We start from the raw sequence: 24,848 nt of genomic DNA on the forward strand, positions 1-24,848 counted from the left end.
CCGGCCCCGCCGCATCACTCAACCGACATCCCTTTGTGGAAGGAAGTCGACCCATGGCCAAGAGTAGTGGCCGTTCCTTCTCCCGGCGAGCTTCCGGCCGCCGCGGCTCGGTTACGGTGATCGAGGACCACGTGTCCCGGTCCTACACCCGTAACGCCAAGATCGCCTTCTGGGTGGTCTCCGTCGTGGCCGGCCTGCTGGCCGCCACCGTCCTGGCGGATAAGTGGCATCCGATCGTCGCTCTCCTGCTGGGCGGTGTCCTCGGCGTGGCGGTTGCGCTGCCGATCGCTGCCGTGATCGCCATCTGGCCCGTGCTTCGGGTCATCGTGTGGTGGCTGCCGGAAATCCTCATCGCGACTGACTGCGTGTTGGGGTTCGTGGTCCTGGCCCAGCACACCACCTTGGCCGTGCGCCTGGTGGTCGTCGTCGTGCTGGCGGTCCCGTTCGCTTTCCCCCAGGTCCGGCGCCACGTCATGAAAGTGGCCTGGTGCTTGGTCTCCCGGCACCGTCTGCGGACCTGCTTCGCCGAATTCATCATCGGCAACAACCGGGCCTCGTTGCCGTTCGTGCTGTGGGCTCGTCCCACCCTGGTCGGCGAATCGGTGTGGCTGTGGCTGCGCCCTGGCCTTGCCATGTCGGACCTGGAAGGTCGCCTGGAACAGATCGCGGCTGCCTGCTGGGCCGACAAGGTCACGGTCGAGCGTGCCTCGCAGTCCAACTCCGCTTATGTGCGGATGGACATCAGCCGCCGCGATGCCCTCACCGGCACGGTCGTCTCACCCCTCACTGAGGAGATCAGCGGGGCGGACGACGCACTGATCCAGCGGGCAACACTCGTCCTGGACACGCCGGCCGATGGGCTGGACCTGGACGACGTCACCGAAGCGTTCGTCCTGGACGCGCAGAAGAACACCGTCAAGAACGGCCGGGCCGACAACGGCAAGAAGCCCGGTCCCAACCGGGAGCCGGTCACGGTGCCGGCCGCCCACGGCGTGGACGACATCAGCGACTACATCGACTGAGGTAGCCGCACCTCGCCGTATCCACCCGCAACCACCTTCGGGACGGCCGCGCACCTGTTGCCTGGCCGTCCCATCTCCCTCTGTCCGAGAGGTACACGACCATGACCACTGCCGACCCCACCGCTGCGGGGGTGCCGATAGGGCCGATGCTGTCGATGTATGACCCGATCTTCATCGGGATCGACGAGATGCGCCGGCCGGTCTACCTGCCGCTCATCTACCGCAACATCCTCGCCGCCGGCGAACCGGGCGGCGGAAAGTCCGGCCTGGTCCAGTGCATCGGCTGCCACGCCGCCCTGTGCGACCGCACCCGCCTGGTCCTCCTGGACGGCAAACAGGTCGAACTCGGCATGCTCGCCCAGGCCGCCGACAAGTTCGTCGGCCCCGACATCGACGAAGCCATCATCACCCTGCGCCGACTCCAGCAGGTGATGAACAACCGCTACTCGTGGCTGTCAGCCCGCCGCCGCCGCAAGGTGGAGCAGTCCGACGACGTCAACGTCATCGTCGTCATCATCGACGAGATCGCCTACTTCTCGGCCACCGTTGGCGATGAACGCCAACAGCGGGAATTCATCTCCCTGCTGCGTGACCTGGTCGCCCGCGGTCGGGCCGCCGGAATCATCGTGATCGCGGCCACCCAGCGCCCCAGCGTCGACATCATCCCCAAGTCCATGCGCGACCTGGTCGGATACCGGGCCGCGTTCCGCTGCACCTCCTCCGGCTCCAGCGACATCATCCTCGGCGACGGCTGGTCCTCCTCGGGCTTCTGCGCCACCGACATCACGCCGACCAGCCAGGGCGTGTGCTACCTCATCGCCGAAGGCGGCACCCCCCACAAGATCAAGGTCGCCTACCTCACCGACAGCGACATCGCTCACATCGCTGACTACGCCGTCTCGATCCGCCGCGCCGGTCGGGGCGGCTCCCCTTCATCCGCGCACCGGCTCGCCGCCTGACCGCCCTGCGAGCCCGGTCACGACCCGGAAGGAACACCCTGGTGATCCACAAACGGTATCGCCTCAACGGCACCCCGGACCCCCGGCGGTGGATCTTCGAATGCGACCACTGCAACCGCCGCCGTGGCCTCCGCTACATCAACGGCTGGCTCATCCTTGACCACCCCGACCCAAGGACGCGCATCTACTGCGGCGTCTGCGTCGATCGCATAGCCGCTGCGCTTCTCACCTGGGCTATGCCCAGCGCCTGAACAGGAACAAGGGCCGGTCTACCTACCACAGTCTCCCGGCCCCTGCCTCCACTACTCCACCGTCAAGCGAAGGACGTGGATCCATGCAGCGTACCTGCACCGAGCTTTCCGCCATGCCGGAAACCGTCTCCACCGTCAAGCCAGCGTTGACACCCCAACCTCCGCGACGGGTCGTGGAGAACGACGAATACGCCGCGTTCCTCCGGCGCGTCATCCGGGCCTACGGCCGGCGTATCGCCGCCGGCGACGTGGAAGCACTGGCCGACGCCGTCGTCCTCATCGAGGAACTCGACGCCGTCATCGGCCGGGCCGTCACCGGCCTACGCACGCACGGCTACTCCTGGGCGGACATCGCCCGTCCGCTGACGATCAGCCGTCAGGCCGCCCAGCAGCGCTGGGGCGGTGACGCCCGATGAGCCGCGTCTGCTGGGACCCCACCGGATCAGAGTTCGGCATCCCCACCTACCCCTACCGGATGGCACCCCAAGGGCTGGCCACCCGCCGTCAACTCAACGCCCTGGGCCTGCGCCCCGGCGGCCAAGACGTCCAAGCCCAAATCCTCTGGCGGCGCGGCAAGCGCGTCGCCTACCTCTACGCCGTCGACCGGGCCAAGCCCAAGCGCATCCCTACGGCTCCTCAACTGGCCGCGCTTGAGCGGGCGATGAAAGCCCGCCGCACCTGCCCGCGCTGCCTGCGCGACATCGGCTACTGCCTGCCCAAACGGTGGGCCGCCTGCCTCGACTGCCAAACCCCCGACACGAGCTGCAACGCCACCGGACACATCTACACCGGGAGCAACCGATGAAGTTCTACCTCGGCACTCATCACCCCGGCTGGCTCCGGCTGTGTCCCTTCCCCCTCTTCGTCAGCCACCGCCGCCTGACCACATACAAAACTCTTCCCCGCGCGGTCGGACCCGTTGCCATCGATTCCGGCGGCTTCACCGAACTGTCCATGCACGGCGCCTGGACAACCACCCCCCGCGCCAACGCCGTCAGCCGCTACGTCGAAGAGATCGGCAACATCGACTGGGCCGCACCCCAGGACTGGATGTGCGAACCCTTCATCACCGCCAAAACGGGACTCACCGTCCGCGAACACATTCACCGCACCGTCGGCAACTACATCGACCTGCTTAGCCTCCGGCCCGAGCTACCGTTCCGCCCGGCCATGCAGGGCCGATTCATCGATGACTACCTGTACTGCTTCGACCTGTACGAACGCGCAGGCATCGACCTCACCAAACAGCCTCTCGTCGGTCTAGGCAGTGTTTGCCGACGCCAACACAGCGCCCAGATCCAGACCATCGTCACCACGCTGGCCTCCGCCGGCCTACGCCTGCACGGGTTCGGCGTCAAAACCCGCGGACTGCAGCGCTACGCCGCCTCCCTGACCTCGGCTGACTCCCTCGCTTGGAGCTACCAAGGCCGCCGCACCCCCTCACTCCACCCCGGCCACATCAACGAAGCCAACTGCCGCACCTTTGCCGAAATCTGGCGCACCCGCCTGCTGAACAGCCTGACCTGGCAGCAGCCCACCCTGGACGGCCTGTAATGCCGACCTATTTCGTCCACGAGAAAGGAGCTGCGTGATGTCCAAGACCGAACGCATCGAATCCGCCATCCAAATCAGCATCCTGCTCGTCATCGGCGGGATGGCCGGCGCGGTCTCCTTCACCCACGTCCACGACTGGACCATGCAACACGTCCCCACCGGCACCGGCGACTGGTTCGGCTGGACCAACGCCATCATCTCCGAACTCACCCCCACCGCCGCCGGTCTGGAAATCCGCCGACGCAAGCGCGCCGGAACCTCCGTCGCCTACCCGATGGTCGTCCTCATCGCCGCCGCAGCGCTGTCCATCTCCGCACAACTCGCGGTCGCTGCCCACAGCCCAAGTGGCTGGCTCCTCAACGTCGTACCGGCGTTGGCCTTCCTCGCCCTCACCAAGCTCGCCCTGTCGGGCACCTCCACCCGCACAAGCACCCGTGACGACCGGCCCAACGAAACGATCACAACAGTCACAGCGGAAGTCCCTCGCATCAGCGAGGCCCCCGCAATCGCCCCCGTAACCGCCCCTGTGACGTCCATCCCTGACGAACTCATCCAGGGCGCTCGAATGGCCGTCTTCGCTCACCGGCAACGCAGTGAGCACCCCATCACCCCGGCAGTCCTCGCCGACCACCTCGGCATCGGCACTGATGTTGCCGCCGCCGTGCTGCACCACCTCGACGGCACCCACGGGGGCCGCGCATGACCTCCAGCCCGTCGGCACCTTCGACGCTGGCTCTCGTCCCCGGGAAGACAGGGCAACAGCTCACCTTCCCGGGCACGGGGGCGAACACCGAACCCGACCCCGCTCGCCTGCCCGGCGATGCCGTGCTGTTCGCCCACGACACCGCGCTCACACGTGCCGGTGACGGCTACTTCGCCTGGCTCGATCACATCTGGTCCGCCGCTGGATGCTCCGCGCCGGTCCGCCTGCACGGCCAGGTGCACACCGTCGACACCCACACCGGGCAGGTGCTGAGCACGCTGCCCACCTCGGCCCTGCCCGATGCTGTCATCTACAAGGCGTGCGGAAATCGCCGCGTGACGGTCTGCCCGTCCTGCGCGGAGACCTACCGGCGGGATGCCTACCAGCTCGTCCGCTCCGGCCTGGCAGGTGGCAAAGGCGTTTCTGAGTCGGTCTCGACCCATCCGGCGGTCTTCGCGACCTTCACCGCCCCCACCTTCGGCCCGGTCCACACCCGGCACGTGCGCGTCCACACCTGCTCAGACAAGACCCGCTGCACCTGCCGGCCCGAACCCTGTCACGCCCGCCGCAACATCGAGACCTGCCCCCACGGCGTGCCGCAAGCCTGCTTCGCCCGCCACGAGCCCACCGACCAGCGGATCGGGCAACCGCTCTGCCTCGACTGCTACGACCACGACCACCACGTCGTATGGAACAACCAGGCCGGCGAACTCTGGCGACGCACCAAACAAGCGGCAGAACGCCACCTCAACCAACTCGCCCGCCGCCGCGGACTACCCCGCATCCGCATCGCGCACGGCAAAGCCGCCGAATACCAACGACGCGGAGCCGTGCACTTCCACGTCCTGCTCCGCCTCGACGGCACCGACCCCGACGACCCCACCGCCGTCATCCCGCCCCCGGACGGCCTCACCGTGGCCGATCTGCAAGACGCCGTTGAGCACGCCGCCACCGCTACCGGCTTCACCACCCTCCCGCATGCGGAAAAGGCCGGCGGCTGGCCTATCGCCTGGGGTGACCAGCTCGACGTACGCCCTTTGAGCCTGCGGGGAGACAACCCGGTCACCGACGCCATGGTCGCCGCCTACCTCGCCAAGTACGCCACCAAAGGCACCGAGGTCACCGGACACACATCCCGCCGCCTGGACCACGCCTCGATCGAACAACACGCCGACCGCACCGGAACCCACACCGAACGGTTGATCGCCGCGTGCTGGGACCTCGGCCATCCCGATCACCTCGGATTCGACGGCCTGCGCCGCTGGGCACACATGCTCGGCTTCGGCGGCCACTTCTTCACCAAAGCCCGCCGATACTCCACCACCTTCGCCGCCCTGCGCGCCGCACGCGTCCGCTACCGCCGCGCCCAAGACATCGGACGCGAGTACACCGCCGACGCCATCGAGCGTCAAGCAGACCTTGACGAAGAAACGACGCTCGTGATCGGCGACCTCACCTATGCCGGATCCGGGTGGAAAACCACCGGAGACGCCCTCCTAGCCAACACGGCAGCGGCACAAGCCCGCGAATACAACCGAGCAGGACGCGAAGAACTCGCCTACCAACAGGCATGCAGTTCGTCCACACCGCTCGCCGCCTGACCAACTCTCAGAACGCGAACGGAGCACCACCATGCCCACCAACGGCAAGATCGTCCACTATCCGGGTCAAGCGCTCTACGACGTCGACGACACCGTCATCGTCCTGCGCCTGTCTCGTCGCTACCTCTACCAAGAGATCCGCGCCGGACGCCTCCGCACCGTCAAAGCCGGACGTGCACGACGCGTCCCGGCCGACGCCATCGCCGAGTACGTCAAGCTTCTGGAGCAAGAAGCAGAGGCGGCCTGATGCCCAAGCAACGCGCACACGGTGATGGCGGCCTCTACTGGAGCGAGACTCGGCAACGATGGATCGCCGAAGTGACCACCGGCTACACCCCGGCCGGCCGACGCATCACCCGCAAAGCCGCAGGACGCACCAAGACTGAAGCCAAGAACAAACTCAAGGAAGTTCTCCGAGACCTGGAAGACGGCACACTTACCGAATCCGGCAGCTACACCATCAAACAAGCCGTTGAGGACTGGCTGGAGTACGGCCTTACTGGTCGCGATCTTCAAACCATAGAGACCAACACGATCCTCTGCCGAGTCCACATCGTCCCTGACCTCGGCGCACGCAAACTCAAGGATCTCAAGGCCACAGAGGTCGAGAAGTGGCTCAGGATCAAGGCTCAAACACTTAGCACGCGAACCCTGCAAGCCCTCTACTCCGCGTTGAACCGCACCGTCAAACGCGCCATGGCTCGCGAGAAGGTGAAGCGCAACGTCGTCGAGCTCTGCAACATCCCCAAGGGCCAAGGTGGCAGACCGTCTCGATCACTGACCTTCCAACAAGCCCTTGCCATCCTCAGCGCATCCAAGCACCACCGTATGCATCCCTACATCGTGGTCTCTCTCCTCACCGGAGCACGCACCGAGGAACTGCGTGACCTTCGCTGGGACCACGTCGACCTGAAAGGCAAGCCAGCATCCATCGGCAAGCTGGCGATACCTCCCCACATCGCCGTATGGCGGTCAGTCAGAGCAGGAGGCGACACCAAAACCAAGAAATCACGACGCACCCTCGCCCTACCTACACGGGCGGTGGAAGCACTCAAGCAGCAAAAACGCCAGCAAGCGAACGAACGCACGGCGGCCGGCCAACGCTGGAAGGAACACGGGCTCGTCTTTACCAGCAGCATCGGCACACCGCTTGACGCCCACAACGTACGGCGAGAGTTCCGCAACGCCATCAGAGGCATAAAGGGCATCTACGCCGATGCGTGGACACCGCGTGAGCTACGACACAGCTTCGTGTCGCTGCTCTCCGACGACGGCGGTCTATCCATAGATGAGATCGCCAAACTGTGCGGACACGCCAGCACCACCGTGACCGAGACCGTCTATCGACACCAGATCCGGCCCGTGATCCAAACCGGCGCACTGGCCATGGACCGCATCTTCGACGACAACACGGACGCCTAGCAGCCCGACAGGATGTCACTCAGTTTGTCACTCAGAAGATCAAAAAGGCCACCTCCCGTGATGGGAAGTGGCCTTTGACCTGGGTGGAGCTGAGGGGATTCGAACCCCTGACCCCTTCGATGCGAACGAAGTGCGCTACCGGACTGCGCTACAGCCCCTAGGACTCGACCAGATTAGCAAACTTTGGCGACCACCCGCGCCACCTAGGTGGCCGGCGGCTCGAGAGCCGCCGGGTGGGGGACGAAAGGGCGGATGTTCAGTCGCCCACGGCGCGGCGGGAGCGGTCGGCGTACTGGTCGAAGGGCTCGACGCGCTTGCGGAACTCGATGATCTCGGCCTCGGCCTGCTGCGCGGCCAGTTCCAGGGCTCGTCGGCGCTGCCGTTCCCTGTGCTCCTGCTCGGCACGGGCCTTCGCGGCGGCGATGCGGCGCTCGGCGTCCACGGTGACGGCGATGCGCAGGATCAGCAGGTACGAGAGCAGCACGACCGATGACGGCGCCACGCTCCACCAGGGGGCGACGCCGACGGCCGCCGTCACCAGCGAGGCGAGGTGCAGCAGCACGCTGAAGAGCAGCCAGCGCCGGCGCCGGGCCATCACCCGGGCCCGGCGACGGTACTCGGCCGGGAACAGGTCCCCACGGGCCACGTGGTCCTCGGCGATGCCGTCTTCGGGGACGTTCTCGGCGGATGTGCCGGCCGTGGACCCAGGGGACGGTGTCCCCGCCGGAGCGGACGTACTGGGGGGCCCGGCCGGAGTCGTAGTCCTTGCCGTGGCCGGAGACGTGGTCGGGGTGATGGCTGAAGGCACGGCAGTGGAAGCGACTGCGGGCGCGCCCGGGGAGGTGGCCGAGCGGGTGGCCGGCGTGCCGCCGGACGCCCCCCTGGGCGTGCCGGACGCCCCCCTGGCGGAGGCGGTGGCGCCATGGACCTTCCCTGTGGAGGCGGTCCCTCCGGGAGCGGCGGCACCGGAGGCTGTACCGGTAGCCGCGGCAGCGCCCGAGGCGATCCCTGCCGAAGCGGCGGCGCCGAAGGCCCCGCGGGTGGGCGTCGCAGCTCCGGGGGCCTCACCGGTGCCCCTCGCGGCGCCGGAGGCGTAGCCGGCGGGGAGGGCGGGCTCGGAGGTGGGGACGCCGAGCTCCACGGTGATCTCGTCGTCGGTGTCCGAGGCGGGGGCCGGGTGGGCGGGGACCTGCGTGACGGGCACGTCGGCGAGGGTGTCGCCGTCGGACTCCTCGCCCTCGTCGTACAGCTCGGTGATGTCGACCGGGTGCCGGTCGCGGCGCAGCCACATGGGCACGAGGACGCACAGCCACATGAGCACGATGCCGAGATAGAGGAAGGCGCTACTCATTCGCCCACCTCCGGGCAGCATGAACACACCACGGGGCCTGTGCCGTCGCAAATGTGCTCACGTCACGCACCGTAGGACCGCGTGTCACTCATTGACGAGCATTCGGTGCGGTGTGTCGCGAGATCGTCAACCTGTTTATCCCCAGGCCTATGTCAAAGCTGTCTATGGCCCGTTAGGAGGAGCCGTCATGGGCGGTTTTCTCCCGAGTCTGCCGCCACTGTGCGAGAAGGCCGCGGGGGACGTCTTCGAGAGTCAGGGCGTAGCAGATGTGGTCGCGCCAGGCGCCGTCGATGTGGAGCTGCCGGCGGCGTACCCCTTCCTCGCGGAAGCCGAGCTTCTCGACGACGCGCCGGCTGGCGTGGTTCTCCGGCCGGATGTTGGCCTCGAGGCGGTGCAGGCCGACGGTGAAGAAGCAGTGGTCGACGGCCATGGCCAGCGCCGTGGGGATGATGCCCCGCCCGGCGAGGGTGCCGCTCACCCAGTAGCCGACCTGTGCGGAGCGCGCCGAGCCCCACACGATCGCGCCCACGGTGAGCTGCCCGGCGAACGCGCCGCGGTAGGTGACGACCCAGGGCAGCGCGAGACCCTGCCGCGCCTCGCGCCGCAGGGTGCCGACCATGGAGATGTACGGGCCGAGGCCGGTGCGGAACAGCGGGGTCTCGGGGTTGCTGGGCTCCCAGGGGCGCAGCCAGTCGGCGTTGCGCAGCCGCGTTTCCCGCCAGGCGCTGACGTCGCGCAGGCGCAGCGGCCGGAGTCCCACCGGTCCCTCGGTCAGGGTCGCCGGCCAGCCGCGAAGTCGATCCACGGCTCAATCATCCCCTGTCCGACCATGAATCCGCCATTGCGGCCACCAGGCCCTCTCTTTTGACAGCGATCTTTCAGTGGCGGGGGTGGTCACCGCCCTTGATCTGGTCCACGGCGTGCCGGAGGACGGGGGTGAGGACGGCCATGCCGTCGCGGACACCGCCCGAGGATCCGGGCAGGTTCACGATGAGGGTGGCACCGGCCTGCCCGGCGAGCCCTCGCGACAGGATCGAGGCCGGCACCTTGTCGCGGTTGACCTGCCGTACGGCTTCGGCGATGCCGGGTACCTCGCGTTCGATCACGCGGCGCGTCATCTCAGGGGTGAGGTCCTGCGGGGTCAGGCCGGTGCCTCCGGTGGTGACGATCACGTCGTACCCGGCGCGGACGCCCTCGCGCAGCGCGGCTTCGACGGGGTCGCCGTCCGGGACGACCTTGGGCCCGTCCACCTGCTCGCAGCCGGCCTCGGCGAGCAGTTCAGCCAGCAACTGGCCGGATTTATCGGGATAAATACCGGCGGCGGCCCGGTTGGAGGCCGTCACCACCAGAGCCCTCACGGCCGGGTCCAGACGCCGGTCTTGCCACCGGTCTTCTCCTCGACCCGCACATCGGTGATCACCGCCGCCGGGTCCACCGCCTTGATCATGTCGATCATCGCCAGGCCGGCCACGGAGACGGCGGTGAGCGCCTCCATCTCCACCCCCGTGCGGTCGGCGGTCTTCACCCTGGCGGTGATCTCCACACCGGAGTCCACCACGACCAGCTCGACCTTGACGCCGTGCAGCGCGATCGGATGGCACAGCGGGATCAGGTCGGGCGTGCGCTTCGCCCCCTGGATGCCCGCGATGCGGGCGACCCCGATGGCGTCGCCCTTCGGCACCTCGCCCGATCTCAGGATCTCCACGGCCTCCGCGGACAGCAGCACCCGGCCGGTGGCCCGCGCCGTGCGGACGCTGACGTCCTTCGCGGACACGTCCACCATGCGGGCGGCACCGGACTCGTCGATGTGCGTCAGCTCGTTCACAGCGGGATCACCTCCACGACCGCGCCCTCGGGCAGGTCGGTGACGTCTTCGGGAACCACGATCAGGGCGTTCGCCCCGGCCAGCGCGGCGAGCTGGTGAGACCCCTGCCCGTGTACGGGCGCCACGACGGCGGGCCCGGCGGCCGGCGACGCTCCCGCCGTACCTCCGCCGGGCGCGCTCAGCACCCCGCGCAGGAAGGATCGCTTGCCGGCCGGCGAGCGCAGCGCCGAGGTCGTCGTCGCCGTCACGGTGGCCGGCGGACCGGCGGGCAGGCCGCGCATCCTGGCGAGCGCCGGCTTCACGTACAGCACGAACGAGACGTAGGACGACACGGGGTTGCCCGGCAGCGTGAAGATCGGGATCCGCCGGTCGCCCAGCAGCCCGAAGCCCTGGGGCATCCCCGGCTGCATGGCGACCTTCTCGAAACGGACCGTGCCGAGCGGGGACAGGGCCTCCTTGACCGGCTCGTACGCGCCCATGGAGATGCCGCCACTGGTGATCACAGCGTCGGCCTCGCCGAGAAGCGCGTTCAGCGTCGCGGAGAACTCCCCGGGGTCGTCGCCCACGGCTCTGCGCCGGTACGCCTCGCCGCCCGCCTGCCGGACGGCCGCGACGAGGGTGTAGCTGTTGGACTCCCAGATCTGCCCGTGGCCCAGCGGCGTCCCCGGCTCGACCAGCTCGGTACCGGTGGACAGCACCACCACCCGGGGACGGGGATGGGCCAGCACGGCCCGCCTGCCCACCCCGGCCAGGATGCCGAGCTGCGCCGGGCCGATGAGGGTGCCGGCGGCGAGCACGACCTCCCCGGCCCCGACGTCCTCCCCCGACCTGCGGATCGCGTTGCCCGGCGGCGCCGGGCGGCGGATCGCGACCTTGACCGTGCCGCCGTCGGTCCATTCGACGGGCACCACCGCGTCGGCGCCCTCCGGCACGGGCGCCCCGGTCATGATGCGCGTGACGAACCCCGGCTCGACCGCCCGCCGCGCGGTGTCACCGGCCGCCACGTCGAGCGTCACCGGGAGCACCACGGGGCCGTCGTCACTCGCCCCCGCGACGTCCTCCGCCCGTACTGCGTAGCCGTCCATGGCCGAGTTGTCGAAGGGCGGCAGCGCGACCGGCGAGGTGACGTCCTCGGCGAGGGTGGCGCCGAGCGCCGACTCCAGGTCGAGCTGGACGGGATCGAGCGGGCGCACCGCGCCGAGGATGTCGGCCAGATGGGCGTCAACCGTTTTCATCGCATCCACCCTCCGTGGAGGTCGCGGGGGTACATCTCTCGGTCGCCGCGGGAATTCAGTGGGGAACTTCGTCCAGGAACTCGCGCAGCCACGGGATGAACCCGGGGGCCAGATCGGGCCGATCGGCCGCGAACTGGACGACGGTGCGGAGGTAGTCGAGCTTGTTGCCGGTGTCGTAGCGGCGGCCGCGGAACAGCACGCCGTGGACCGGCCCGCCCTCCTCGGTGGAGCGGCCGGCGAGCTCGAGCAGGGCATCGGTGAGCTGGATCTCGCCGCCGCGTCCCGGCGCGGTGTTCTCCAGCACCTCGAAGACGGCCGGGTCGATGACGTAGCGCCCGATGACGGCCCAGTTGGACGGCGCCTCGTCGGGCGACGGCTTCTCCACCAGCCCCGTCACCCGCACGACGTCGTCCTCGGAGGTCGGCCTGATCTCGGCGCAGCCGTACAGGGAGACCTGCTCCCTCGGCACCTCCATCAGCGCCACCACGCTGCCGCCATAGGTGTCGCGCACCTCGATCATGCGCTTCAGCAGGTGGTCGCGGTGGTCGATCAGGTCGTCACCGAGGAGGCAGGCGAAGGGATGGTTGCCGACATGCTGCTTCGCGCACAGGACCGCGTGGCCGAGACCCTTGGGCTCACCCTGCCGTACGTAGTGGAACGTGGCGATCTCCACCGGTTCGAGCACCTGGGAGAGTCGCTCGGAGTCGCCCTTGGCCGCCAGGACCTCTTCAAGCTCGTACGCTCGGTCGAAGTGGTCCTCGATGGAGCGTTTGTTGCGGCCTGTCACCATGAGCAGGTCGAGCAGCCCGGCGGAGACCGCTTCTTCGACGACATACTGGATGGCCGGCTTGTCGACGATCGGCAGCATCTCTTTGGGGGTCGCCTTGGTCGCGGGCAGGAACCTCGTACCCAGACCGGCGGCGGGGATGACAACTTTCGTCACGGGATCGTAGTCAGCCATGGATGCACCTTAATGGAGGGCCGAGTGGACAAAGCGGAGCTGCGCCGGAGGATCGTCGCCGCACGAGAAAGGCTCACCGATCCGCGCGGCTCGGCCACAGCGATCAGGGAAACGCTACTCGACCAGCCTTGGGTGCAGATGGCCGGGCTTGTCGCTTGCTACTGGTCGGCGGGTACCGAACCCGCGACGCACGGTCTGGTCTTCGCGCTGTGGAAGCACGGCGCCACGGTCATCCTGCCGGTGCTGCAACCCGACAACGATCTCGACTGGGCCGTCTACGACGGGCCCGACTCGCTGGCCCTCGGGCCGCGCGGACTCATGGAGCCGGTGGACACCAGGCGCGGCGTGGACACGATCCGCACGGCCGCCCTGGTGATCGTTCCCGCCCTGGCCGTCGACGCCGCCAGCGGGATCAGGCTCGGGCGCGGCGGCGGCTCGTACGACCGGGCGCTGGCGCGGGTGGGCCCGAACGTGCCGACGGTCGCGCTCCTCCACGAGGGCGAGCTGATCGAGGGCGTCCCCGCGGAGCCGCATGACCTCCCCGTCTCGATGGCCGCCCTGCCGTCCGGGATCGCCACCTTCTGACGGCGCCTTCTGACGTCGCCTTCTGACGGCGTCCCGGGCACCGCCCGAAACCGTTGGATCAGGGCAGGATCTGCAGGTCGTTGAGGCCGCCGTTGTCGCTGAAGTACTCCTGCAGGGAGTCGCTCCTGACCGCCTCGTAGAAGCGGCTGCCCGCCTTCTTGTCCAGGCGTACGATGCTGGCGCCCTTGACCATGGCGGTGCCGAGCGTCGGCACCGTGGTGGAGTCGACGGTGTCCGGACGGATGTTCCGCAGCTCCAGCGCGAGATCGCGCAGTGTGCTCAATGTCACACCGGAGTCGACGCTCACCGCTCGGGTCAGCGCTTCCAGGAAGTCGTTCAGCTTGAGGGGATCGGTCAGCATGTCCCGGCTGATGATCTTGTGCCCGAGTGCGCCGACGAAGGCCTGCTGCCGCTTGATCCGGTCGAAGTCGCCGCCCGGCAGGTTGTACCTCTGCCGGACGAACAGGAGCGCCTTCTCCCCCTGCAGGTGCACCTGGCCCTGCGGCCAGGTGATCTTGTTCATCGGGTCGTACACCTTGCGCGCCACGTAGACGTCGACACCACCGACGACCTCGGTCATCGCGACGAACCCCTTGAAGTCCAGCGCCGCGAAATGGTCGATGCGGATCTTGGTGAGGTCCTCCACGGTCTTGATCAGCAGCTTCGGCCCGCCGAACGCGTACGCTGCGTTGATCTTGTTGTTTCCGCGGCCGGGGATGCGGACATAAGAGTCGCGGGGGATGCCGATGAGGGTGAGCCGATCACGGTCGGCCGGGACGTGGACGATCATGATCGTGTCGGCCCGCTGGCTGCCCGACTCGCCCGGCCGCTTGTCCGACCCGATGAGCAGCCAGTTCTGCGCGTCGCCGACGGCCTTGGCCGGACGCCCCGCCTCCTCAGGGAACGCTCCAGGGATACGCTCGATGTTGCCGTTGAGCGTGATCTGACGTTCCATCACCAGCGCGAATCCCGCCGCGAACACCATGGCGAGGATGAGGCCGGTCACGATCATCAGCCGGCGTAACAGCCTGCGCTTCTTCGGCGGCCCAGCGGGCTCGGGGGGCTCCGTCGGCTCATGGGGGACGACCTGCCCGCCGTCGACGGGATCGCCCTTCCTCGCGCTCTCCAGGACCGGGGAAGTGTCGTCGGTCAATTCATCCCCTGAAAACGGTCAATCCTGCGTCGTCTGTGTCGCGTGTGACGGTAGCCCATAGGCGTTGTTCGTGGTAGGGGCCTATACGAATACGACACAATGACGGAAAACGCGGAAGGGGGGCCGGTGACTCTTGATCTCTGGCTACTCCTCGCGTCGGCCGTCGTCATCGCCGCCATCGCCTCTGTACGGGTGGCCCACCGCACCGGACTGCCCAGCCTGCTGATCTACCTCGGACTCGGCCTGCTGGTCGGGGAGGTCGGGCTCGGCATCCAATTCGAGAACGCCCGGCTCGCCCAGGAGATCGGCCTCGCCGCACTCGCCGTGATCCTGGCCGAAGGCGGCCTCACCACCAACTGGCAGCACGTCCGCCGGGCCGTGCCGAGCGCGATCGTGCTCGCCACCGTGGGCGTGGCCGTCAGCATCGGCGCGCTCGCGGTGGCCGTGCGCTGGCTGCTCGGCATGGACTGGCGCACGGCCCTCCTCATCGGCGCCGTTCTCGCCTCCACGGACGCCGCCGCGGTGTTCTCCGTACTGCGCCGCCTGCCTCTCCCCCAGCGCCTCTCCGGCATCCTGGAGGCCGAGTCCGGGTTCAACGACGCGCCGACAGTGATCGTCGTCACCATGTTGAGCCAGGTCAACACGCCTATGCCGGGCGTGGGACACGTCTTGCTGGACGCCGTGTTCGAGCTGGGCGTCGGATGCGCGGTCGGCCTCGCGGTCGGCCCGCTCGGCGGCTACGCCCTGCGCCGGGTCGCCCTGCCGTCGTCCGGCCTGTACCCCATCGCCGTGCTCGCCCTCGCGTTCATCGCCTACAGTGGCGCGGCGCTCCTGCACGGCAGCGGCTTCCTCGCCGTGTACCTGGCCACGCTGGTCCTCGGCAACACGCGGCTGCCCCACCGGGCGGCGACCCGCGGCTTCGCCGAAGGGGCCGCGTGGCTCGCCCAGATCGGCCTCTTCGTCATGCTGGGCATACTCGCCAGCCCGGTGGAACTGCCCATGACGGTCATCCCCGGCCTGATCGCGGGACTCGCCCTGCTGCTCTTCGCCCGCCCCCTGTCCGTCGTGGTGTCCGCCTTGATCGTGCGGCTGGCGGGCGCCGACCGGCTGACCTGGCGTGAGCAGGCCTTCCTCTCCTGGGCCGGGCTCAGGGGGGCGGTGCCCATCGTGCTCGCCACCATCCCCTGGGCGGCCGGGCTCCCCGGGGCCAAAGGCGTGTTCAACGAGGTCTTCATCATCGTGATCGTCTTCACCATGGTGCAGGGGCCGACGCTGCCGTACCTGGCACGGGTCCTTCGGGTCAACGCCCCCGACGAGGCCCGCGACCTCGGAGTCGAGGCGGCTCCGCTGGAAGAGCTCAACGCCGATCTCCTGCAGGTCACCATCCCGCCCGGCTCCGGACTGCACGGAGTCGAGGTCTTCGAGCTGCGCCTGCCGGCGGACGCCGCCGTCACGATGGTCGTACGGGAAGGACGCTCGTTCGTCCCCGAAGGCTCGACCCGCCTGCGAGCCGGCGACCAGCTGCTCGTCGTCACCACGGCCGCGTACCGGCAGACCGTCGAGCGCCGCCTGCGAGCCGTCAGCCGCCGCGGCAAGCTCGCCGGCTGGTACGGCGAACGCGGCGAATGACCCTTCCGGCGGTCCGGCGAGAGAGGCGACGAGGGTCGTCGCCGGGGGCGGCGAACGGCCGCGGGGGGCCGACCCCTACAGGTTCGCGTCAGGGATTAGAACCAGGCTGGGTGGCGTTTAGCCTAATCGGCTGCGTACCATTAGCAGTCGCATCGGTAGAGTGCCAATCTGCGTTGAGCATACTGAGCCAGACTGAGCCATATGAGGAGGAGTGCGTGCCCACCTACCAGTACGCCTGTACCGCTTGCGGTGAAGGGCTCGAGGTCGTCCAGCGTTTCACCGACGACCCGCTGACCGCGTGCCCGAGCTGCGAGGGCCAGCTGCGCAAGGTGTTCTCGCCCGTCGGCATCGTGTTCAAGGGCTCGGGCTTCTACCGGACGGACAACCGCTCCTCCGGTGCCTCGACCTCGACGTCGACCGCGGCTTCCACCAGCTCTTCTGATTCCAGCGGTGCCACGAGCTCCAGCGGATCCGACTCCGGTTCCACCGGCACCTCGACGAAGAAGGAGCCCGCCTCGGCGAGCGCTCCCGCCTCCGCCGGCAGCTCCGCCGCCTGACACCGTCCGGGTTGTACGGCCGCCCCAGGGCCGTACAACCCCGTCCACCGGCGTGCCGGCCGGCAAGCCGGTGCGGCCCCATGTCGGCGCGTTACGCCGATCACCGATCGCGCCGGCCGAGGTTTTCCACAGGCACCGCTTCCGGCCTCATCGCCCTCCCGCCGGAACGCTAATCTCGCCCCATGGTCATGAGAGCAGATATCGGGGTCATCGGCGGTTCAGGCTTCTACTCCCTCCTCGACGACGCCGAGGAGATCGAGGTCACCACCCCGTACGGATCCCCCAGCGACACCATCACCGTGGGCCGCGTCGGCTCGCGCACCGTGGCGTTCGTGCCGCGTCACGGCCGAGATCACCGGTTCCCGCCGCACCGCATCCCTTATCGGGCGAATCTCTGGGCCCTGCGCTCCCTCGGAGTGCGCCAGGTGCTCGCGCCCAGTGCCGTCGGCTCCCTCCGCGCCGAGTACGGGCCGGGCACGCTGCTGATCCCTGACCAGCTCGTCGACCGCACCTCCGGCCGAGCGCAGACCTACTACGACGCCGGCGGCGCCGTCCACGTGCCCTTCGCCGATCCCTATTGCCCGGTCGGCAGGGCTCTGGCGTACTCGCGGGCGGAGGCGGACGGCTGGGACGCCGTGGACGGCGGCACGCTCGTCGTCATCGAAGGGCCCCGTTTCTCCACCCGGGCGGAGTCGCGCTGGTTCACCTCCAACGGCTGGTCGATCGTCGGCATGACCGGCCACCCCGAGGCGGTCCTCGCCCGCGAGCTCGCCCTCTGCTACACCACGTTGGCCCTGGTCACCGACCACGATGCCGGTGTGGACACCGGCGAGGGCGTCACCCAGGACGAGGTCTTCGCCTTCTTCGCCGCCAACAGCGAGCGCATGCGCACTCTCGTCGGCACGGTGGCCGCCGAGCTCCCCCTCGAACGCACCTGCCCCTGCGGCGACGCCCTCAACGGCATCAAACTCCCGCTAGAGCTGCCCTGAACCCCCTTCTCCGCAGGAGTGAGCCATGCGGGCCGCGCGCTTCCGTGCAGTTCGGGTACTCAGCCGGCGTCGCCGCCTCGTGGCCGCCGCCCTCGCAGCGCTGGCCACCGCATGCGTCGGCCTCGCCGTACGTCCGGCTCCCTCCGCAGAGGTCCTGGCGGCGGCCCACGACCTCAGCCCGGGCGTCGCGCTGTCGGCGTCCGATCTGACCGCGGTCCGGCTGCCCGAGGAGGCCGTCCCGGACGGCGCGCTCCGGCCGGGGGCACGAGTGGCGGGTCGCGTCCTCGCCGCCCCCGCCCGGCGCGGCGAGCCGATCACCGACCTACGACTGCTCGGCCCGGCCCTTGTCGACGCCTACGGCCCGGGGATGCTCGCCACCCCGGTACGCGTGACCGACGCCGCGTCCGCCCGGCTGCTCCGGCCGGGTGACGTGATCGACGTGATCGCCTCATCCGCTCGATGGGACGACACCGGCGACCCGCGAACCGCGACCGTGGCACAGGCCGTCACCGTCATCGCCCTGCCCCGCGGGTCGCGCTCAGGCGACCTCGCCGACTCCACGGCCGAAAGCGGCGCCCTGGTCGTCCTGGCCACCACCCCCGACCAGGCGACCCACCTGGCCCAGGCCGGCACAGGCTCACGCCTCACAATCACCATCCACGGCCATCCCACCGCCACAGCCACCCCGGCCAACACCGGACCATCCCAGTGACACGGCCACCCCGGCCGACACGGACCGTCCCAGTGACACAGCCCCCCGGCCGACACGGACCGTCCCAGTGACACGGCCACCCCGGCCGACGGACACGACCACCCAGGCAGACGACGGACCGCCCCATCGACACAGCCACCCCCCGGCGGACAGAGCTGACCCGGCTAACGCGGTGATCCCGGCGGACACGCACCGTCCCGACCGACGATTAGCCGTCCTCGGGGACACGGACGTTCACGCGGACATGACTGAGCCGGCGGCCGCGACTAACCCGGCTGACGGAGGGCCATCCTCACCCGCCAGCCGGGTGGCCGTACCCCAGGACTTAAGGCAGGACGTACGGCAGGACTTACAACAAGACCCTCGGCGACTACAGCAGGGAGCCGAGCTTGGGGTCGTACTCCCAGTGCCACGGCTCGAAGGGGCTGTGGTAGGCCCAGTCGGGGTGCATCCAGCCGAACTTCTTGCTGTTCGCCTCGAGCCAGTTGAACTGCACCGAGCGGAAGACGTCGACACCACCGCACAGGTCGACGGCGAGCCCGAGCCCGTGGTTGCTACGACCGGGTACCGCGGCGAAGCCGGGCCTCCGGTAGAAGATCGCCTGCTGCTGCGCGAGGTTGCGATAGCTGTCGGTCACGCACATCGGCTTACCGAAGCGCTTCCGGTATGCCTCGTTGAGCGCGACGAAGGCGATCGCCGCGTCGGCCCGCAGCTCGCGTCCCCGCTGCTGCAGCGGGCACAGGACGCTGGTGGGGAGCAGCCCGTTCGGATACTGCGCGGCCGAGCTCACCTTGGTCGGGTCGCACGCCGCTCCGGAACGGCCGCCCTGGTTGACGCGCACGCCGAGTTTCACCAGAGCCCGTGACAGTGACTGCACGACGGTCGACGACCGCTTCCGCAGCGTATCGATCTCCACGCTGAGCTGCGCCTCCACTAGCAGCTTCGTCGCCCTTAGATCCTGCGCCTCGGCGGCCAGTTTCTGCTGTTCCTGGTACAGCCGCCCGGCGTCGGCGAGAATCTCGTCCCGTCCGGACACCAGGTACGTCATGTCACTAAGAGCCTGCAGGTTGCTCGCGTCGTCCTCACCAGTGAAGAAAGGCGCCATGTCACCGCCCGAAGGCACCTGGTAGAGCGACTGCACCAGGTCGGAGAGGGGCTGGCGCACCTTGGAAAGCTCCAGGGTCGCCGTGCGCAACTGCTCCAGCTTGTCCTTGAGCTCCTTGTCGGCCTTCGCCAGCGTCGCCTGGCGCTGTTCCAGAGCCTTGGTGGCGTCCGCCAGCGCCTGGGACGACTTTTCGGCCTCGCGCCGCAGGTCCGTCAGGTTGACCGGATCCGGTTTTCGGCTGGCCGTCTCGGGCGTGGCGGATCGCGCCTGCGCCGTACCGGGCGACGCCATGCTGATCATGGAAATCATCGCCATAAGGACCGCGACCAGGCCCGCCGATCGAGGAGATGGCACGTTAAGGACCCCTCCATTTGCGAACTTGTGACCTGAGCCCGGCACGCACGTTACTACAGCTAGGTGAGTGCACGGGGCGGAGTCGCGAGAGCCGTTATGTGAGGATCACGGCATTTACCCCTTCTCACCACCCCAGGCTCGGCTTGTCTGGCCCACCGGACCGCCGATCTCGTCGACACCTGGCCCCTGCACACGCCGCTCACCTGCAGCCGGCCTCAGCAGCCTCTCCCGCGCGACTGATCCGATCCGCCGACCGGCCCGATGGTGCAATGACGGACGCCCCACGCGGCGACACCACCTCCGTGAAGTGGTGGGCGGTGCCTGCTGCGCGCTGTGTGCGGCCACGGCACCGAGGTCACCCAGGCATCACTTATCCGCCAGGCATCGACGTCTAGCGCGGAGACGCTCATTCCACCTGTACGCCGCCGGCCGACACAAGATCGCGTTCCGCCAGGACATCCGCCCCCGCCTCGCCAGGACTCGCGGGTGTTGCGCTCGCACAGCCGGACGCATCTCCTCCGGCCCAGTCACTCACCAGGATCGATCGCCCCTGAATGACCAGGGGTGCTCGACTCGCTTGCGTGGACGGTTCGGCGGCCGAGATCCATTTCAGCCCCGCGCAGCGGCCGACTTCCGCTCCCTCAGACCGGACCGACCTACTCGATCCACCTGCTCTCCTAAGCCCAAGCGACGCACTCGACTCACCCGCCCTGGGCCACCCCACGAACCCGATCCCCGTGTCAGGCCCAGTGGCGGGGCCGCTCGCCGGGCCAGAGCCCGGCTCAGTCAGTCCGGGCGCCCCCACGAGCCTGGCCGCACCAGCGGGCTCACCTGACCGGCCCGGCACACTGGAGCCGATCCCACTCGCCCGCCCAGAAGTGATCGGCGTGGCTCCCGCAGTCTCAGTGCGGCCTACAGTCCGCGTCCCACGCCCATCCCACGGTGCGTCGGCTCCACGTCCCCGCGGCTTAGCCTCGCGCTCCCGTCCATCCCCCCACCAAGTTCGCGCACCGCTTCCCGACCGCCGGAATCGGTCACCCCCTTCTGAGCTGACAAGTGGTGCCGGACCTCCCACCCGTCGGGCCTGCCCCTCCCACTGCACCGATCTCACGCACCGGCGCACACGAAGAACCTCCACTCGGCGTCGCCGCCCGGACTGCTCAGAGCCGGCCCGCTCGCACTCAAGCCGCCGACGACTTGCCCCACCGGAGAGCACGAGTGCGGGGACCATCCCCTCATACCTGGAATCGGCATGTGGCGGCGCCGGCATGGGCGTGAGAAAGGACGCGCCGGGCGCCTCCTGCCAGCGTGATGCGGCCTTCACCTTCACCACATGCCGCGGCCTGCCCCGTACCTGCTCCTCGTAGCCGGTCAACTCAGCAACCAGAAGCCCCGCGGCGAGGACCGCGGGCGCCAGCATGGCCAACACGAACACGCCAGGCCGGACACCACGGCCCCTCTGCACACACTTACGTCGCCTTCTGGTCACGCTGCGCGACAGTAGTCACGCACCGCTACACCACGTTGGCGGCATGTCAGCCCTTTACCCCAGCTCAGCGCACACATGGGAGACCCGCCCCAAAGCCAAGCCCCGCCACGGCCCACACGGTGCCCGCCTTTCGGTACGCTTACACCAGATCCCGCCTCCGTAGCTCAGGGGATAGAGCACCGCTCTCCTAAAGCGGGTGCCGCAGGTTCGAATCCTGCCGGGGGCACTCTCCTGACCAGCCGCTTAGTCCCTGACCTGGGGCTCAGCTTGTCCTCTCTCAGAGATCACATGCAACCGAGTGCCGTCGTATGCAGCCGTAGGTCAATGATCGCGAACCATATGCGATCCGATCTTGACGACGTTTTCCCAGGTCGTGGCCAGCAACTCAGCTACTCGCAGAGCGAGCCGACACCTTCGCATGGCGTGAGCCCACGACGAGCGCGATGGCGGCAAGGGCGTACGCGATCGCTGGTATCGCAGCCCCGGAGTTCCCGGTGCTCAGGTAGAAGTCCGGCTGAGTACCGGCGCTGAGATCTGCCGCAGCGACTTCATCGGGAGGCAGGTCAAGGAAAAGCGCCATATTTACGATCGCCATAGCGCCGAGGATGACCGCAACAGCCATGCCCGCCGACCGCCACCAACGGCGGCAGAGAGCCGCGAGTGCAACGAGCAGCGGCAGACCGCCTGCGACGAAGATGTCCAGGGGGAAGAGCGAGCGCGCGCCAACGCCGATGAACTGAGCGGCGAAGGAGGCCAACGGTATGTAGTCGACACCGCCGCTCTCCGTGGCGGCCATGCGTACCCACGGCACCAGCGAGGCAAGCACCGCCAGAACCAACCACGGCCACGCGCGACGAACCGTGAACTCCCGTTCTAGCTGCTCGACCACGCGCAAAGTATGGCAGCAGCAGCCAGACAGGCCGAAGGCCCTGGAGCAGCGCCTAGCCGAATCGGAAGGCGTCGCTCAGGGTGTGCGGCATCTCGTCGGTCGGCGCACCCTCCGCCCGCTCCGTGAACCCTCACCAATGGGACACTGTGGTTGTAATGTCCCATGACGAGTGGAGAGAGCCGTGTCGTTCCAGGCGTACTTGGACAACATCGAGGACAAGACCGGACTGACGCCGCGGGAGTTCATCGCGTTGGCGAAGGAGCGCGGCTTTGACGACCCGTCCACGAAGGCGGGTACGATCACCGAGTGGCTGAAGCAGGACTATGACCTTGGGCGTGGGCACGCGATGGCATTGGTCCATGTAATCAAGAAGGGTCCGAAGATCGACGCAAAGCACGTCGGCAGCTCCGGTCCGCACCGCGATGAGTCCGACACGCTGTGGCTGGACGGCAAGAAGAACCGACCTGAGGCGAGCTGACAGACAGCTTGGGCCCGTCCGCAGTCACGCGCAATGATCGCGTTGAAGGTCGTCAGCCGGGGTGGTTGTCAGTTCGGGCCCGGGTTTGTGCGAGCCGGTAGGAGTCGGTGCCGGTCTCGATGATGTTGCCGCCGAAGGTGAGCCGGTCGACGATGGCGGCGCAGAGGCGCGGGTCGGTGAAGGTTTTGGCCCAGCCATCTGAAGCTCTCGTTGGAGGCGATGGCGACACCGGCGCCTCCTCACTCGGAGTAGCGCCTCGATACTCTCATCGCAACCACGCCGGTGGCTCCCAAATTCATCAACACCTCCGGGACGCCTCAGCGATGACGAGAGCCACTGACCAACATCTGGCTCCCTAACTCACCTTCAAGCTCACCAGGGCCTTCGATACAGGTCAGAAGGATCAGTCGTCTAGGGCGTCGGAAATCTGCCGGTTGGCGTGAGACCGCTGTCCCTCGATGCACTTGGCGTAGACCCTCAGGAGCACATCGACACTATGGCCGGCCCGCTTGGCCACCTCGGTTGCCGGAACCCCGGCGTTGAGCCACAGGGAGACAGCGGCGTGACGCAGGTCGTACGGCCGGGAGGCCAGCGGGGAGGCGACTTGTTCGGCAGTGAAGGCCCGCCGCCGGGCCTCCTGCCAGACGCCCGAGTAAGCCGAGGAGGAGAACGGCCGCCCCTTGGAGGTGCGGAATAGCCGCCCGTCGCCGGCCACGCCGTACCGGTCGATGTGCGCCCGCAAGATGGCGACCAGGACCGGCGGGATGGGAATCTCCCGGGTGTCGTCCTTGGCTCGGTGCTTGAGGCCCCGGGAGTCGTGGGTCTCCCCCGAGTTGGTCCACCTCTTGTTCGCCTGGGGACGCGCCTTTTCGACCGTGAGCAGGCCCCAGCCCTCTTCGGGAAGGTCGCAGTTTTGGCGGCGCAGGCCTGCCGCCTCCTCCGGCCGGAGCGCGGCGTAGTACATGCACGCGAACATCCCGTGGAGCCGCTCGCCACGGGTCCGGCCGACCGTGGGGACGGCCGCCAGCAGTGCACGGGCCTGTTCGGGATTGACGACCGTACGTGGGTCGATGGTGCCTGCGGCCTTGGGCGGGGTCCACTTGATCGCGTGCAGCGGGTTGGCGGGAAGTTCCTTCTGCTCGACGGCGAGTTCGAGCAGGTGGTGAAGGACTTCCCGCTTGCGGCGCACTGTGTTGGCGGCGGCGTCCTTGCCGGTGAAGGTCACCGAGATCGCTTCGAGGGCGGTCCGCGTCACGCGGGGGTCTTGCAGGTCGGCCAGCGGCAGCGATGCCTTCTCCAGCCAGGCCAACGCCGGCGCCAGGGCGTGGGGCAGTTCGCCGCGCCGGTCCTTGGGCAGCAGTGCGTGACTGCGCAGCACCTCGCGCATGTCGCTTTCCTGCGGCCGGTTCGGCAGGTCCGCCACCAGGGCGGGAACCAGCGACAGCAGGCCGTAGACGTCAGTCTCCCGGGTCCGGGCCGCCGAGGTGCGCCACCGGCTGAGCACATAGGTCTGTGCGAATCCCAGGAACGTCGGCCCCGAGGGCGGCTCAGCGTCCAGCATCGACAGCGGCAACCCGGTGGCAACATCGAATCCCTCCCCAGCCTTGGCCGCCTGCCGCAGATCGGACAGGTAGCTCTCGGCAAGGCCCTTGGTCCGGAAGCTCTTGGATCTGGTCTTACGAGCTACCGTCCAGCGCACAAGGAAGGACAGCGTCTTACGGTCCTTGCGCCGCTGGATCTCCCAGAACTTCACGTCATAACTGGTGTTCATGACACCCTCCGCAGGGAGTCGAGCCAGGCCATCAGGTCGCTCCGCCACACGCGGAGTTCGGAACCTGTCAATTTGATCAAGGCAGTTGAGCTGGGCTAATTCTGTGTCTGGTTCTCTGATGTGTTCTTCTGCTCGTTCGTGTGGTCTTGGTTGGGCTTGTTGATCCATGCCGGGCCGGGAAGGTCGGGCGGGGTAGGGGTGCCGCCACTGGCGAAGCGTTCGGGGTGAGTTGCCTGCGCGGCAGCCAGGACTC

26 protein-coding genes, 2 tRNA genes and 1 pseudogene are annotated in these 24,848 nt (G+C 68.4%); 17 read left to right on the forward strand and 12 right to left on the reverse strand.

The genetic code is table 11. The annotated features are described in order from the left end of the window. The first annotated feature begins 53 nt into the window (after positions 1-53). The 10 genes from MYF83_RS40790 (at position 54) to MYF83_RS40835 (ending at position 7,512) form a co-directional block, all read left to right on the forward strand. Positions 54-1,022: an ABC-2 transporter permease gene (locus MYF83_RS40790; RefSeq protein WP_248966183.1), complete on the forward strand. Its 969-nt coding sequence runs from the start codon at positions 54-56 to the stop codon at positions 1,020-1,022. Positions 1,023-1,123: 101 nt separating this feature from the next. Further along, complete coding sequence (locus tag MYF83_RS40795) at positions 1,124-1,981, forward strand: FtsK/SpoIIIE domain-containing protein (RefSeq protein WP_248966184.1); 858 nt, start codon at positions 1,124-1,126, stop codon at positions 1,979-1,981. Between the two features lie 41 nt (positions 1,982-2,022). Further along, a complete protein-coding gene (locus MYF83_RS40800; RefSeq protein ID WP_248966185.1) occupies positions 2,023-2,232 on the forward strand; it encodes a hypothetical protein in 210 nt (69 codons plus the stop codon). Between the two features lie 83 nt (positions 2,233-2,315). Further along, positions 2,316-2,648: a hypothetical protein gene (locus MYF83_RS40805; RefSeq protein WP_248966186.1), complete on the forward strand. Its 333-nt coding sequence runs from the start codon at positions 2,316-2,318 to the stop codon at positions 2,646-2,648. Next, positions 2,645-3,037 carry an RRQRL motif-containing zinc-binding protein gene (locus MYF83_RS40810; protein ID WP_248966187.1) on the forward strand — a complete coding sequence of 131 codons (393 nt, stop codon included), beginning with the start codon at positions 2,645-2,647 and terminating at the stop codon, positions 3,035-3,037. Before MYF83_RS40805 ends, MYF83_RS40810 begins: the two co-directional genes overlap by 4 nt. Next, entirely contained in the window at positions 3,034-3,786 is a 753-nt protein-coding gene (locus MYF83_RS40815) for a deazapurine DNA modification protein DpdA family protein (protein ID WP_248966188.1), read from the forward strand. The genes MYF83_RS40810 and MYF83_RS40815 overlap by 4 nt, the downstream gene beginning before the upstream one ends. A 37-nt stretch (positions 3,787-3,823) precedes the next feature. After that, entirely contained in the window at positions 3,824-4,489 is a 666-nt protein-coding gene (locus MYF83_RS40820; protein WP_248966189.1) for a hypothetical protein, read from the forward strand. Further along, positions 4,486-6,090: a replication initiator gene (locus tag MYF83_RS40825; protein WP_248966190.1), complete on the forward strand. Its 1,605-nt coding sequence runs from the start codon at positions 4,486-4,488 to the stop codon at positions 6,088-6,090. The genes MYF83_RS40820 and MYF83_RS40825 overlap by 4 nt, the downstream gene beginning before the upstream one ends. Positions 6,091-6,121: 31 nt before the next feature. Next, entirely contained in the window at positions 6,122-6,337 is a 216-nt protein-coding gene (locus MYF83_RS40830) for a helix-turn-helix domain-containing protein (RefSeq protein WP_248966191.1), read from the forward strand. After that, positions 6,337-7,512 carry a site-specific integrase gene (locus MYF83_RS40835; RefSeq protein WP_248966192.1) on the forward strand — a complete coding sequence of 392 codons (1,176 nt, stop codon included), beginning with the start codon at positions 6,337-6,339 and terminating at the stop codon, positions 7,510-7,512. Before MYF83_RS40830 ends, MYF83_RS40835 begins: the two co-directional genes overlap by 1 nt. An 84-nt stretch (positions 7,513-7,596) precedes the next feature. On the opposite strand, the gene MYF83_RS40840 is transcribed toward MYF83_RS40835, so the two are convergent. The 7 genes from MYF83_RS40840 to galU all read right to left on the reverse strand — a co-directional run bounded on the left by MYF83_RS40840 (position 7,597) and on the right by galU (position 12,884). Next, positions 7,597-7,670, reverse strand: a tRNA-Ala gene (locus MYF83_RS40840). Positions 7,671-7,768: 98 nt separating this feature from the next. Then, a complete protein-coding gene (locus MYF83_RS40845; protein ID WP_248966193.1) occupies positions 7,769-8,863 on the reverse strand; it encodes a hypothetical protein in 1,095 nt (364 codons plus the stop codon). A gap of 172 nt (positions 8,864-9,035) precedes the next feature. After that, positions 9,036-9,668, reverse strand: a complete 633-nt coding sequence (locus MYF83_RS40850) for a GNAT family N-acetyltransferase (protein ID WP_248966194.1) — start codon at positions 9,666-9,668, stop codon at positions 9,036-9,038. A gap of 73 nt (positions 9,669-9,741) precedes the next feature. Continuing rightward, positions 9,742-10,221, reverse strand: coding sequence for a MogA/MoaB family molybdenum cofactor biosynthesis protein (locus MYF83_RS40855; RefSeq protein ID WP_248966195.1), 480 nt, complete (start codon positions 10,219-10,221; stop codon positions 9,742-9,744). Further along, a complete protein-coding gene (gene moaC, locus MYF83_RS40860) occupies positions 10,218-10,646 on the reverse strand; it encodes a cyclic pyranopterin monophosphate synthase MoaC (RefSeq protein WP_248966208.1) in 429 nt (142 codons plus the stop codon). The genes MYF83_RS40855 and moaC overlap by 4 nt, the downstream gene beginning before the upstream one ends. A gap of 38 nt (positions 10,647-10,684) precedes the next feature. Further along, the gene (glp, locus tag MYF83_RS40865; protein WP_248966196.1) at positions 10,685-11,923 is read right to left on the reverse strand and encodes a molybdotransferase-like divisome protein Glp; all 1,239 of its coding nucleotides are present in this window, start codon (positions 11,921-11,923) and stop codon (positions 10,685-10,687) included. A gap of 55 nt (positions 11,924-11,978) precedes the next feature. Next, the gene (gene galU / locus MYF83_RS40870; RefSeq protein WP_248966197.1) at positions 11,979-12,884 is read right to left on the reverse strand and encodes a UTP--glucose-1-phosphate uridylyltransferase GalU; all 906 of its coding nucleotides are present in this window, start codon (positions 12,882-12,884) and stop codon (positions 11,979-11,981) included. A 24-nt stretch (positions 12,885-12,908) separates the two neighbouring features. Between galU and MYF83_RS40875 the strand changes: the two genes are divergently transcribed. Beyond that, a complete protein-coding gene (locus MYF83_RS40875) occupies positions 12,909-13,469 on the forward strand; it encodes a 5-formyltetrahydrofolate cyclo-ligase (RefSeq protein ID WP_248966198.1) in 561 nt (186 codons plus the stop codon). A gap of 58 nt (positions 13,470-13,527) precedes the next feature. Here MYF83_RS40875 and MYF83_RS40880 read toward each other — a convergent pair whose 3' ends face one another. After that, positions 13,528-14,622, reverse strand: a complete 1,095-nt coding sequence (locus MYF83_RS40880; RefSeq protein ID WP_248966199.1) for an LCP family protein — start codon at positions 14,620-14,622, stop codon at positions 13,528-13,530. A gap of 126 nt (positions 14,623-14,748) precedes the next feature. Here MYF83_RS40880 and MYF83_RS40885 point away from each other — a divergent pair, with 126 nt between their 5' ends. The 4 genes from MYF83_RS40885 to cpaB all read left to right on the forward strand — a co-directional run bounded on the left by MYF83_RS40885 (position 14,749) and on the right by cpaB (position 18,509). Beyond that, positions 14,749-16,251, forward strand: coding sequence for a potassium/proton antiporter (locus tag MYF83_RS40885; protein ID WP_248966200.1), 1,503 nt, complete (start codon positions 14,749-14,751; stop codon positions 16,249-16,251). A gap of 215 nt (positions 16,252-16,466) precedes the next feature. Next, entirely contained in the window at positions 16,467-16,808 is a 342-nt protein-coding gene (locus MYF83_RS40890) for an FmdB family zinc ribbon protein (RefSeq protein WP_248966201.1), read from the forward strand. A gap of 182 nt (positions 16,809-16,990) precedes the next feature. Next, positions 16,991-17,797, forward strand: coding sequence for an S-methyl-5'-thioadenosine phosphorylase (locus MYF83_RS40895; protein ID WP_248966202.1), 807 nt, complete (start codon positions 16,991-16,993; stop codon positions 17,795-17,797). A gap of 25 nt (positions 17,798-17,822) precedes the next feature. Continuing rightward, positions 17,823-18,509: a Flp pilus assembly protein CpaB gene (gene cpaB / locus MYF83_RS40900; RefSeq protein ID WP_248966203.1), complete on the forward strand. Its 687-nt coding sequence runs from the start codon at positions 17,823-17,825 to the stop codon at positions 18,507-18,509. Between the two features lie 370 nt (positions 18,510-18,879). Here cpaB and MYF83_RS40905 read toward each other — a convergent pair whose 3' ends face one another. Beyond that, positions 18,880-19,914 carry a D-alanyl-D-alanine carboxypeptidase family protein gene (locus MYF83_RS40905; RefSeq protein WP_248966204.1) on the reverse strand — a complete coding sequence of 345 codons (1,035 nt, stop codon included), beginning with the start codon at positions 19,912-19,914 and terminating at the stop codon, positions 18,880-18,882. A 1,696-nt stretch (positions 19,915-21,610) separates the two neighbouring features. Between MYF83_RS40905 and MYF83_RS40910 the strand changes: the two genes are divergently transcribed. Continuing rightward, positions 21,611-21,683, forward strand: a tRNA-Arg gene (locus MYF83_RS40910). A gap of 159 nt (positions 21,684-21,842) precedes the next feature. Here MYF83_RS40910 and MYF83_RS40915 read toward each other — a convergent pair. Beyond that, on the reverse strand, positions 21,843-22,346 hold the full coding sequence (locus tag MYF83_RS40915; RefSeq protein WP_248966205.1) for a hypothetical protein: 504 nt from the start codon (positions 22,344-22,346) through the stop codon (positions 21,843-21,845). Positions 22,347-22,527: 181 nt separating this feature from the next. Here MYF83_RS40915 and MYF83_RS40920 point away from each other — a divergent pair, with 181 nt between their 5' ends. Then, complete coding sequence (locus MYF83_RS40920; RefSeq protein ID WP_248966206.1) at positions 22,528-22,824, forward strand: DUF4287 domain-containing protein; 297 nt, start codon at positions 22,528-22,530, stop codon at positions 22,822-22,824. 52 nt (positions 22,825-22,876) lie between these two features. Here MYF83_RS40920 and MYF83_RS40925 read toward each other — a convergent pair. Together MYF83_RS40925 and MYF83_RS40930 are read right to left on the reverse strand one after the other, a co-directional pair. Next, positions 22,877-23,051, reverse strand: a pseudogene (locus MYF83_RS40925) (ATP-binding protein); the annotation flags it as partial. Positions 23,052-23,227: 176 nt separating this feature from the next. Then, complete coding sequence (locus MYF83_RS40930) at positions 23,228-24,595, reverse strand: tyrosine-type recombinase/integrase (protein WP_248966207.1); 1,368 nt, start codon at positions 24,593-24,595, stop codon at positions 23,228-23,230. Positions 24,596-24,848: the final 253 nt, after the last annotated feature.

The sequence above is a fragment of the Sphaerisporangium perillae genome (genome assembly GCF_023276435.1).
GTDB lineage: Bacteria > Actinomycetota > Actinomycetes > Streptosporangiales > Streptosporangiaceae > Sphaerisporangium > Sphaerisporangium perillae.